The organism is Lysobacter sp. (assembly GCF_035655815.1).
Lineage (GTDB): Bacteria > Pseudomonadota > Gammaproteobacteria > Xanthomonadales > Xanthomonadaceae > Lysobacter_J.
The window spans coordinates 84,634-95,268 of record NZ_DASRTS010000001.1 but is presented as its reverse complement, the minus strand read 5'-3'; the positions used below and the strand labels follow the sequence as shown (position 1 = coordinate 95,268).

At 68.9% G+C, this 10,635-nt stretch carries 9 protein-coding genes; 3 read left to right on the top strand and 6 right to left on the bottom strand.

Annotation, left to right across the window (positions count from 1 at the left end; translation table 11 throughout):
- From VFE83_RS00405 to VFE83_RS00395, 3 genes are all read right to left on the bottom strand, one after another.
- Positions 1-437 (bottom strand): tetratricopeptide repeat protein (locus tag VFE83_RS00405; protein ID WP_324902887.1); only part of this gene is annotated, 437 nt, incomplete at its 3' end.
- The gene (locus tag VFE83_RS00400) at positions 434-817 is read right to left on the bottom strand and encodes a response regulator (protein ID WP_324902886.1); all 384 of its coding nucleotides are present in this window, start codon (positions 815-817) and stop codon (positions 434-436) included. The genes VFE83_RS00400 and VFE83_RS00405, both read right to left, overlap by 4 nt.
- Positions 814-3,642, bottom strand: a complete 2,829-nt coding sequence (locus tag VFE83_RS00395) for a CHASE3 domain-containing protein (protein WP_324902885.1) — start codon at positions 3,640-3,642, stop codon at positions 814-816. The genes VFE83_RS00400 and VFE83_RS00395 overlap by 4 nt, the downstream gene beginning before the upstream one ends.
- Positions 3,643-3,755: 113 nt before the next feature.
- Between VFE83_RS00395 and VFE83_RS00390 the strand changes: the two genes are divergently transcribed.
- Positions 3,756-4,346: a flavin reductase family protein gene (locus VFE83_RS00390; protein WP_324902884.1), complete on the top strand. Its 591-nt coding sequence runs from the start codon at positions 3,756-3,758 to the stop codon at positions 4,344-4,346.
- Here VFE83_RS00390 and VFE83_RS00385 read toward each other — a convergent pair.
- Genes VFE83_RS00385 through VFE83_RS00375 form a run of 3 tightly spaced genes read right to left on the bottom strand, consistent with a single transcriptional unit; the run spans position 4,301 to position 9,541 of the window.
- Positions 4,301-5,842, bottom strand: coding sequence for a CehA/McbA family metallohydrolase (locus VFE83_RS00385; RefSeq protein WP_324902883.1), 1,542 nt, complete (start codon positions 5,840-5,842; stop codon positions 4,301-4,303). The two genes, VFE83_RS00390 and VFE83_RS00385, sit on opposite strands and share 46 nt — an antisense overlap.
- 1 nt (position 5,843) lies before the next feature.
- Positions 5,844-6,977 carry a Ca2+-dependent phosphoinositide-specific phospholipase C gene (locus VFE83_RS00380; RefSeq protein ID WP_324902882.1) on the bottom strand — a complete coding sequence of 378 codons (1,134 nt, stop codon included), beginning with the start codon at positions 6,975-6,977 and terminating at the stop codon, positions 5,844-5,846.
- The gene (locus VFE83_RS00375; RefSeq protein ID WP_324902881.1) at positions 6,977-9,541 is read right to left on the bottom strand and encodes a TonB-dependent receptor; all 2,565 of its coding nucleotides are present in this window, start codon (positions 9,539-9,541) and stop codon (positions 6,977-6,979) included. The genes VFE83_RS00380 and VFE83_RS00375 overlap by 1 nt, the downstream gene beginning before the upstream one ends.
- Positions 9,542-9,791: 250 nt before the next feature.
- Between VFE83_RS00375 and VFE83_RS00370 the strand changes: the two genes are divergently transcribed.
- Together VFE83_RS00370 and VFE83_RS00365 are read left to right on the top strand one after the other, a co-directional pair.
- On the top strand, positions 9,792-10,133 hold the full coding sequence (locus VFE83_RS00370; protein WP_324902880.1) for a metalloregulator ArsR/SmtB family transcription factor: 342 nt from the start codon (positions 9,792-9,794) through the stop codon (positions 10,131-10,133).
- Positions 10,130-10,624 carry an ArsI/CadI family heavy metal resistance metalloenzyme gene (locus VFE83_RS00365; RefSeq protein WP_324902879.1) on the top strand — a complete coding sequence of 165 codons (495 nt, stop codon included), beginning with the start codon at positions 10,130-10,132 and terminating at the stop codon, positions 10,622-10,624. The genes VFE83_RS00370 and VFE83_RS00365 overlap by 4 nt, the downstream gene beginning before the upstream one ends.
- Positions 10,625-10,635: the final 11 nt, after the last annotated feature.

Here is a 10,635-nt window from a genome sequence, read left to right as displayed (position 1 = left end):
ACCGGTGGTGGCGCCTCCGCGGCCACCTGCGCCGCACGCGCCTGCGTCAGCGCCGCGCCGATGTCGGCGTAAGTGGGCGCGATCCGCTGCGCACGCTCCAGTACCTCGCTGGCTTGGGCATGGCGGCCCGACCACGACAACGCCTGACCGTAGCCGAGCAGGTAATCGGCGTTGTCGGGCTCGTTGGACAACAGGGCTTCGTACAGCGGCAGCGCGCGTCCGGGTTCGCCATTCCACGCATGCGTGCGGGCCAGTAGGAAGCGCGCCTGCGCATCGTCGGGTGCCGCCTGCAGCCGCTGTTCGAGGATGCGCGCGGCGGCCGCGTAGTCGCGTGCGTCGATGCGCGCCTGCGCCTGTTCGACGGTCTGCGCATGCAGCGCACCGGCGAGCGCGGCCAGCGCGACCGCCACCAGCGGTCCCGCCACTGCCTTGGTCACAGCGAACGCCTCAGCAGGCGGCGGATGCGGGCCAGCAGTTCTTCCGGCTGGAAGGGCTTGGTGACGTAATCGTCGGCACCGATCTCCAGCGCACGCACGATGTCGGCCTCGCGCGCCTTGGCCGTCAGCATCAGCACCGGCACGGATTTCCACTCGGGCAACGCGCGCAGCCGTTCGACCAGTTCCAGGCCGTCGCGGAACGGCAGCATGAAATCCATCAGCACCAGGTCGGGCGCGGGCCCGGCCTGTATGCGTTCCAGACCGGCACGTCCGTCGGCCAGGTGCTCGACCGTGAAGCCGTTGCGCTCCAGCAGGTACCGCACGATTAGGGCGATGTCTTCCTCGTCCTCGACCATCAGGACTTTCATCGGTTCGCTCATCCGGCCTCCTTCGTCTGCGCGCCACTGGCCGGCCAGTGGCGCAGGCTCTCCAGGATCAGGGTCGCAAGCTCGCGGGCATGGTGGCGTGATTTGACCAGCCGCCGCAGCACGGTGCGGCTTTCCGCCAGTCCCGCGTCCTGCGCGGAGAAGATGATCACCGGCGTCGGCGGCCGCGCATGCGCGAGTTCGGGCAGCAGCTCCGAGCCGTCGCCGTCGGGCAGCATCATGTCCAGGATCACCAGGTCGTGCCGGCGCCGCGCAAGCTGCTCGCGTGCCTCCTCCAGCGTGCCGGCGGCGTGCAGGTTCAGGGCGTGGCCTTCCAGCAGGGTGCGCAGCACCTCGCGCACGTCCTCATCGTCCTCCACGTGCAGCACGTCGCGTCGTCCGTTGCGGCCGCGCAGCGTGGAGCGCACGGTTTCGGCCACCTGCTCCGGATCCAGCGGCTTGCCGAGCCAGTCCACCACGCCGACCGCGCCGCCACGCAGGCCTTCGGTGGCGACCGATGGCGGGCGCATGCCCAGCAGCAGCACCGGCAGGAAGCGGAAGCGCGCCTGCGAGCGCAGGTCGCGCAGCACGCCCTGCGCCGAGGTGCCCGCCGAACCCAGGTCGATGGCCAGGCCCTGCGCATTGGGCGAATCGAGCATGCTGCGCGCCTGCGCCGCGTCACCGGCCACACAGGTGCGATAGCCGTGTTCGGCCAGCATGCGGGAGAGCTCGTCGGCCATCACCGCGTCGTCCTGCAGCAGCACCACGCAGGGCGCGTCGTCCGGCCCGGCGACGTGCGCGGTGTCGTTCAGGCGCATCGCTTCCGGCAGCCAGACGTGGAAGCGCGTGCCCTGGCCCGTCACCGTGTCGAAGCCGATGCGCCCGCCCATCTTCTCCACCAGCGACTGGGTGATGGCCAGGCCAAGGCCGGTGCCTCCACGGCGGCGCACGTCGGATGCGTCCGCCTGCGCGAAGCGCTCGAACACGCGCGGACGGAAGTTCTCCGGGATGCCCTCGCCATGGTCGCGCACGTCGATCCGCAGACCGCCATCGGCCCGCGTCACCGACACGTCGACGACGCCGCCCGGACGCGAATGCTTGATCGCGTTGGACAGCAGGTTGGCCATGACCTGCGCGAAGCGGTCCACGTCCGCTTCCACCACGCCGTCGTCGCCCGGGTGGAATTCCACCGACACGTCGAACTCGCGCCCGTACGTGGCGATCTGGTCCACCGACTGCGCCACCAGCGCGCGCAGCGGCAGCCGGTGCAACTGCAGCGACAGCCCGCCCCACTGCAGCTTCTCGATGTCGAGGATGTCGTTGATCAGGCGCACCAGGCGTTCGGTGTTCTTGTGCGCGATGTCGAGCAGCGGCCGCGCGGCGTCCGGCAGCTCGCCGGTCATGCCGCCGGCCACCATGCCCAGCGCGCCGCGGATCGAGGTGAGCGGCGTGCGCAACTCGTGGCTGATGGTGGAGATGAACTCGTCCTTCATCCGCTCCATGCGCTGCTGCGCCGACACGTCCACCACCACCGTGAGCACCTGCCGCTGCGCGCTGGCCAGTTCCAGCGGACGCTTGAGCACCTGCATCCAGCGTTCGGTACCACGCGCATCGACGATGCGGACGCGGTCGGCGCGCCATTCGTTCTCGCCCTGCAGCAGCGCTTCGTCCGCGTGCAGCAGCGGACCGATGATGCGGTGCTCGGCCAGATCCTCCGGCCGCCTGCCTTCGAGCTGCATCGGGGTCAGCCCCATCACCGCGGCGAACGCGTTGTTGCACAGGGTGAAGCGTCCACTGGTATCGCGGACGAAGATCAGGCTCTCGTCCACGTCGACGATGGCGCGCAGGAATTCATGCTGGTCGCGCAGCGCGCGTTCCTGCTGGATGAACTCGGTGACCTCGCGCACGATCGCCAGGTGCCCCTCGTCGATGGCGACCAGGCGCGCCTCGTAGATGCGACCGTCCTCGTCCTGGGTGGTCAGCGTGCGTACGCCCGTGCCTGCACGGACTTCGCCCAGCACACCGCGGATCGCGGCGAGCACGACCTGCGGCAGCGTCGCCCCGTGGGCGTTGGACAGCAGCTTTGGCCGGCCCTCGGCGTCGATCTGCCACAGCAGGTCGGGGATGGCCTGCATGATCGCCCGCTGGCGCGCTTCTCCTGCGCGCGCGGCGAGCATCGCCCTGCGTCGCTGCGCCAGGCTGCGGTGGACCGAGATCAGTGCGGCGACGAGCAGCGTCAGCGCCAGCAGCGTGCCCCACGTGGTCCACATGCGGAACTCGGCGACGCGCTGGTTCACCAGTTCGTGCTGGCGCGCCAGCCGCCAGCGCTCCTCGGTTTCCAGCCGCGCCAGCAACGCGCGCACGCGGTCCATCGCCTGTTTGCCGCCGGCCTGGGTCACGCTGGCAGTGGCCGCGTCCAGTCCGTGATTCCGGCGCAGGTCCACGTTGGCCTGCGCCAGACGGAGGCGCTCGTCGATGGCCTGCTGCGTGTCGGCCCACCACACCGCATAGCCGGGACGGCTGCCGATCATGTCCTGCAGCCGCCCGCGCTCGAAGGCCAGCCGCTTGATTCCCCGTTCGTACGGTTCCAGGAAGTCCGCGGTGCCCGTGATGACATAGCCGCGCATGCCGGTCTCGACGTCCTGCAGGGCCGACAGCGTGCCCTGCACCACGGTGAGCACCTCCACGCTGCGCGCCACCGCCTGGTCGGCGCGCAGCAGCGCTTCCTGCGTGCGCTTGGCCTGCCATTCCAGCAGCACGATCACCAGCAGCGCCAGGCCGAAGCCGATGTTGTGTATCCGGATCCTTGGCATCCGCACGCGCGAGCCCTCGGTGTCCATCGGGAACGTATCGTTGGCGCACCGATGCTGCCATGACGGCCGTCCCATGCCGTGAAGATGCCTTGCGCGCGGCGTCGCTAGGCTTGCATGCCTCGCCATCGACGAGCCGCGCCATGCCACGGATCCCGCGCAAGTCCGACTTCCCCGTGAACCAGGTCCGCCGCTACCTGGAGCCCGGCCCCATCGTGCTGATCAGCTCGGCCCATGCCGGACGGCGCAACATCATGACGCTGGGCTGGCACACGATGCTGGAATTCGAACCGTCGCTGGTGGGCTGCATGATCGCCGGCGACAACCACAGCTTCGGGCTCGTCCGCGGCAGCGGCGAGTGCGTGATCAACCTGCCCACCGCGGCGATGGTCGACACCGTGGTCGGGATCGGCAACTGTTCCGGTGCGCAGGTCGACAAGTTCGAGGCGTTCGGCCTGACACCGCGGCCGGCGCGCAAGGTCGGCGCGCCGCTGATCGCGCAGTGCCACGCCAGCTTCGAATGCCGGCTGCACGACGACGCGATGGTGGATCGCTACAACTTCTTCATCTTCGAGGTGGTGAAGGCGCACGTCGCCGCCACGCCGAAGCAGCCGCGCACGCTGCACTACACGGGCAGCGGCATCTTCGTGACCACCGGCAGTGACGTGATCCGCCGCCGCTCGATGTTTCAGCCGGAACTGCTCTGGCCCGAGCCGCCCGGTGGACGCAGGTAGACCGGATTGCCGATCAGCCAGAGCGTTCCGTCCGGCCCGCGCACGTCCACGCGCAGCCAGTGCGCACGGCCGTCGCCCTGCCAGTCGAAGCGCAGCGTCTGTCCGTCGGAGGCGATGGTCGCATCGTCCAGCAGCTGCACCTGTTTTCCGTCCAGCCACACCACGACGCGCGCGCCGGCCAGATCGCGGGTCTGCAGTTCGAAGCCGACCGTCGTGCCATTCGGGACGCTCAACGTGTCGCCCATGCCGGCGGTCTTTGCGCCTGCGCGGGCGTTCATCGACATCCAGCGGGCACGCGTGCCCTGCACGTCCACGAACACGTGACCAGCGCGCAGTCCGTCGAGGATGGCCGGCATCGACAACTCGCGCGCGTGCACCACGGTGGTCGGCTGGCCGATCGCACCGCCACCGAGCCCCGACAGCGATTGCGCCGCATCATGGTTGTCGCTGCCGCCGATCGCGGTGAGCCGGTGGCCGGCATCCAGTTGCGCATGCCAGAACGGAATGCCGGAGTACGGCGTGTCCGCGTCCATGCCGTTCACCACTTCCACCGCCTGCAGAAGGTTTACGTCGGCCGCAGGCGACGGCGTCCAGCCGCAACCCATGCAGCGTTCGTCCGAAGGCCGGATCGGATGGTTGATCGACACCACGGCCTGCAGCTGCTGCGCATCGCGCAGAACGTCGTCCCACTCGCGGTCACCGCTCACGCGGAAGTCCAGCGGTGCCACGCTGCCGAACAGGTTGGCGTGGCCGCTGAAGGTGGTGATCTCGCGGCCGGGCATCAGCAGCAGACGGTCGAAGTACGGCTGCAGTTCGCGGATGCCGTTGGCCTGCGAGACGGTGTTGTGGTCGGTGATGGCAATGAAATCCAGGCCGCGTGCGGCCGCCGCCTGCGCGGTGAGGAACAGCGGGCACGGCACCTTCACGCCGTTCTGGCTCTTGCAGCTGCCGTCGCTGTGCGCGTCGTGCAGATGCAGGTCGCCGCGATACCAGCCTGCCTCCGCACGCAACGGCGCCGCCAGCACCGGCGGCTGCCAGAACGGCTCGCCGGCCCCGTCCAGCCATACCTGCGCGCGGTAGCGCGAGGTCACGCCCTGGCGGATGTTCGGAATGCCCAGCAGCAGCGACCACCGACCCGGCGCGATCCCGCCCGGCAGGTACGACGGCGTGGCGTCGGTGGAGGAAACGGTGAACAGCCGCTTGTTGCCGCCGCTCCAGCCGCGGAATCCCTGCGGGCTGGAAAAACCGCCAGGGCCGAGCAGCCCGAGATCCACCGTGGTCTTCTGCTCGCGTCCGTCGTACTCGAACTGCACGGTGATGCGCTCGGTGCCGGCGGGCACGTCGAACGGCACGGTGCGGTAGCGCTGGTGGTCACGGCCGTCGAGCGTGCCTTCCATCACCACGTCGGGCTTTCGCTCGGACGGATCGGCCGCCAGCACGTCCGCCGTCGGCCACAACGCAGTTAACAACGCAAGCGCCTGCAACAGGGCACGCATGTCAGGGCTCCATCAGCGAGGCGCACGCGGGATGCGCAGGGTGGCAACGGAGGAAGCCGCCGCCGGGGAACTCGACGCGGTACTCCGGCCACCGCGGATCCGGTCGCGGATAGTCGGTGGAGACGAACTGCGCGCCGCTCGCGAAGGCGGCCTCGCGTCGCTGCGTCGCGCCGGTGCGTGCCTCCCGCGTGTCGGCGTCGGCGCGCGTGCGCACCAGCAGGCCGGCCTTCAAGGCGCGGGCGATGTCGCGACGCTGGCCGAGCGGCTCGTTGAGGATCGCGATGGCGCTGTCGTCCTCGATGCGATCGGAGGCGACGAACATCGCCGGCGAGGTACCGCGCGCACGGTAGATCGCGCGCTTGGCCGGGCCTTCGTCCAGCACCAGGAAGACCTTGCCGCGCATGCGTCCGAGCGTCGGCCATCCCTGCGCACGGACCGCTTCAGGCAGGCTGCGATGGCTGCCGCGCAAGTGCACGGGCTGGAACAGCTGCGCCGCGCCGAAGACGCCACGGACTTCCGCATCCAGCGCGTCGAACGCCGCCGCGTCGAACGGCAGCGCGGGCGTCGCCTTCTGACCGCCGGCGCCGTCCTTCGCATTCACCGAAATCATGATCGGCGCGTGCCACGGATGCGTCGCGGACCAGTCGCGCACCTGTTGCAGGCATTGCACGAACGTCACGCACGAGCTGCGGAAGTCGATGTCCTGCAGGTGCATGACCTTGAAGCCCGGCGCACGCATGCGCGCCAGGTCGGCCGGCGACCACGGCGGTGCCGCGTAGCCGCGGCGATGCGCGCCGGGCGGCGCGAGGTACCGGCCGCCCTGCGGGTCGTGGTAGACGTCCAGTTCCAGCGTTCGCACGCCCAGGTCCAACTGCGCGGGCAGCGACGAATGCGCGTAGTCCAGCCCGTCCGCACCGGCGGCGTCCACCGCGTGGTGTGCCGCCAGCTCGGCGGTCGGAATCGCCAGCTTGTAGCTGTTGTGCGTGCCGATGAACTGCAGGGCGGCGAGCGGCAACGCATCCACGGCCGCGAGCGTGCACGGCGCCTGCCCCGACGGGCGCTCCACGTCGCAGGCGGAGGCGGTCCATGGCAGGGCCGCCCCCAGCGCCGCGATGATTACTGCGGCAATGCGCATCAGAATTTGTACATCACGGCCAGGCGGTACGAGCGGCCCAGCACCGGGCGTGCGATGAACGTATTGGCACCGGCATCGGCGTTGACCAGTTCGCCCGCGCGCGGGTTGCCTTCGGTCAGGCCCAGCGAGTTGTCGATGTTGTCCACGTAGCCGAACACCGACCACTGCGGCGTGATGTCGTAGCGCGCGCTGGCGCTCCACACGTCGTAGGACGGCAGGCGAACGGTGTTGGCGGTGTCGACGTAACGCTCGCCCTGGTACTCGTACGCCAGCTGCAGGCGCAGGCGCTGGTCGAGCAGGTTCACGCCCGGCACCACGCGCAGGCTCTGCTTGGGCACGCGGATCAACTGGTTGCCGACGTAGTTGCGGATGACCGGCGAGCCGTTAACCGATTCGGTGTAGCGCAGGTTGTCGTACTCGGGCTCCTGCAGCGTCGCGGTGACCTGCATGTCGAACCAGTCGATCGGATACCACGCCGCTTCGAGTTCCAGGCCGTAGGTCCTGGTGGCGGCGTAGCCCTGCTCGACGCGCTGCACGGTGCCGCTGAGGTTGAACACCGAGTTGCTGAAACCGACGTTGTCGTACTTGGTGTAGAAGGCGGTCGCGTACACGTCCAGGTTCTGGTGCGTGAACTTGTAACCGGCCTCGGCCAGATCCATCGTCTGGGTGATGGGCTTGTTGGAGTTGGCGTTCACGCAGGCGTCCACCGCGGCCAGCGAGCAGTTCGACCAGCGCGTGATGTAAGCGTTGAGGCTGGGCAGGCGGAAGGCCGAGGTCCAGCGCGCGAACACCCCCTGGTACGGCGAGAACTGGTAGTTCGCGCCCACCGTCCAGCCGGACTTGCTGAAGCTTTCGTCGTAGGTGATGAACTGGCCCGAGCCGGTGAGCATGTTCGAGTTGGGGAACGAGCCCAGGTTGGCCGTGGTGCGGATTTCCATCCAGCCTTCGACGTTCACTTCCTCGTGGCGCACGCCGCCGTCCAGGCGCAGCCTGTCGTTCACCTGCCACTCGTCCGACAGGTAGAACGCGTGCGTGGTGGAGCGGCCGCTGGCGTTCTCCCACTCGTAACCGTTGCGGAAGATGCCGCCCTCGGTGATGGTCTTGATCGGGTTGCCGGCCGCGTCCAGCGCGACCAGGTCGAGCAGGCGCGCATTGTCGCGTACGTCCAGCAGCACGTTGGACGAGTAGCGGTCGAAGTCCTGGTCGAACTGCGCGTAGTAATAGCCGAAGGTGACGTCGTGGCTCTGCTCGCCCATTTCGAAGCGGCGCATCAGGCGCGTGTCGTTGGTCAGCTCGTTGACCGGCGCGGTGATGCCGCGCACGCCGCCGACCACCATCAGGCCGTTGCCGTTCTGGTTGGCCGTATCGAACACCTGCGACGGGTCGCTGGCGTAGCGCAGCTGCAGGCGGGTCGCACCGGGGACCGACGCCAGCGCGCGGCGCGCGTCCGCACCGTTGAGCCACTGCGCCGCGCTCTGCAACTGCAGCGGGTAGACGCCGTTGCGCGTGGTCTCCGTGGTGCTGTAGCGCAGCGACTCGGCCAGGCGGAAGCCGGCGCCCAGGTCGTAGTTGAACTTGAACGTGTACTGGTCGCGCTCGATGCCGGTGCCGACCGAATTGTCGAAGTCGTAATACGTGCCATCGCCCTGCAGCAGCCGCATGCGCTCCGTTTCAGGGCCGGCCATCGTGCCGAAGTTGCCGTCGAAGCCCGGCACGCCACGGATCTCGCCGTCGGCGTAGGTGCGCATCGGGATGCCCAGGTACAGGATGACGTCGTCGTCGATGCGCTTGAAGTCGAACATCATGTCGCCGCGCTCGAACGCACGGCTCAGGTTGACGCGGAACTGGCCGCCCTTGTTGGCGTCGAAGCCGGGATCGCGGATGCCGTCATCCTGGCGGTAGAAGCCGCCCACGCCCAGCTTCCAGTCGCCCGCGCCAATCGGTGTCCCGTAGAAGAAGTCCAGGCGGCCCAGGCCGTAGTCGCCCCAGGTGTACTTCATGACGCCCTCGGCCTCGTCGCCGACCACGCGCGGCACGAAGTTGATCGCACCGGCCGGCGCGTTGGAGTAGAACACCGACGACGGACCGCCGCGCACCACTTCGATGCGCTCGATGGTCTCGTCCAGGCGGAACACCTGGTCGGCGTTGAGGTAGCCCAGCGCGGGGTCGTGCTGCACCGGCATGCCGTCCTCGAGCAGGTTCACCGAGCCGAAGCCGTCCACCGGGATGCCGCGTGCACGGATGTTGCCGCTGGCTTCGCCGCCGGAGGCTTCGACCCAGAAGCCCGGCACGGACTTCATGGCTTCGGTGACGGACGTCGGTGCCTGCATGCGCAGGCGTTCCTCGTCGATGCGCGTGACCGAATAGCTGGTCTCGGCCTTGCTGCGTTCCTGGATGCCCGAACGGCCGGTCACGATGACCGCGTCAAGTTCGGTGGCTTCGCGGCTTCCGTCCGTGGAGGCTTCGACGTTCTGCGCGTGCGCCGGCGCGGACAGCGCAGCGACGACGGCAAGAGCGAGGGCGTGGCGAATCGCGCGGCGATGCGCGTGTGGCTGGCGGCTCATGGTGCGGACGTTCCCGTGATGGAGCCGGTGCGCGGGCACCGGGTGCATGAAAAGCCCGCGATGTTCGAGCCGGATTCTTAAAGTCCCGTTACGCAACGTTGACGCTGCGGATATGTGCGACGTATCGTCACTCGTCGCATGGACACGGCCCGATTCGGCAAATGGTCGCGATGGGCGCATGGACAGCCGCCGCGTCCTCAACTGCCCCATCGCAACTTGCATATTTCCATATTTCTGGAAATATAGAATCATGGAAACCGACACTGCCCTGCGCGCCCTGGCCGCGCTCAGCCACGAATCCCGCCTCGCCGCATTCCGCGAGCTCGTCCAGGCCGGCCACGACGGCATGGCCGTCGGCGAACTGCGCGAACGGCTCGACCTGCCGCCGGCCACGCTGACCGCACACCTCAACGTGCTGCGCGCGGCCGCGCTGGTGCACGACGAGCGCGAGGGCCGGGTGATCCGCGTGCGCGCCAACTACCTGCAGATGGACGCGCTGGTCGGCTACCTCACCGAAAACTGCTGCGGCGGTGCGTCCGTCTGCGCGCCTGCCGCGTCCTGCAAGCCCCGCAAGAAAGGAGCCTCGCGATGAACCGCTTCCACGTGCACCTCAACGTGGCCGACCTGCCGGCCAGCATCCGCTTCTATTCGCAGTTGTTCGCCAGCGAACCCACCGTGGTCAAGGGCGATTACGCGAAGTGGATGCTGGAGGACCCGCGCGTGAACTTCGCCATCTCCACGGCCGGTCGCGCGCCCGGCATCGATCACCTCGGCATCCAGGCCGACAGCGACGGCGCGCTGGCGGAGCTGGGTCGCCGGCTCGAAGCTGCCGGCGGCACCGTCACCCCGGAGGACGACACCACCTGCTGCTATGCGCGCTCGGACAAGTTCTGGACCGAGGATCAGCAGGGCACGCGCTGGGAGACGTTCCACACCTTTGGCGACGCTACCACCTACTACGCTGCGGACACTGCGTGCGCGGGCGAAGGCGCCTCGTGCGCGCCCGCGGCACAGCGTACGACGCAGGCTGCACCGGCAGCGAAACCCGCTGCACGCCGCCCGTCGCAGGCGTGCTGCTGCTGACCTCATGACGG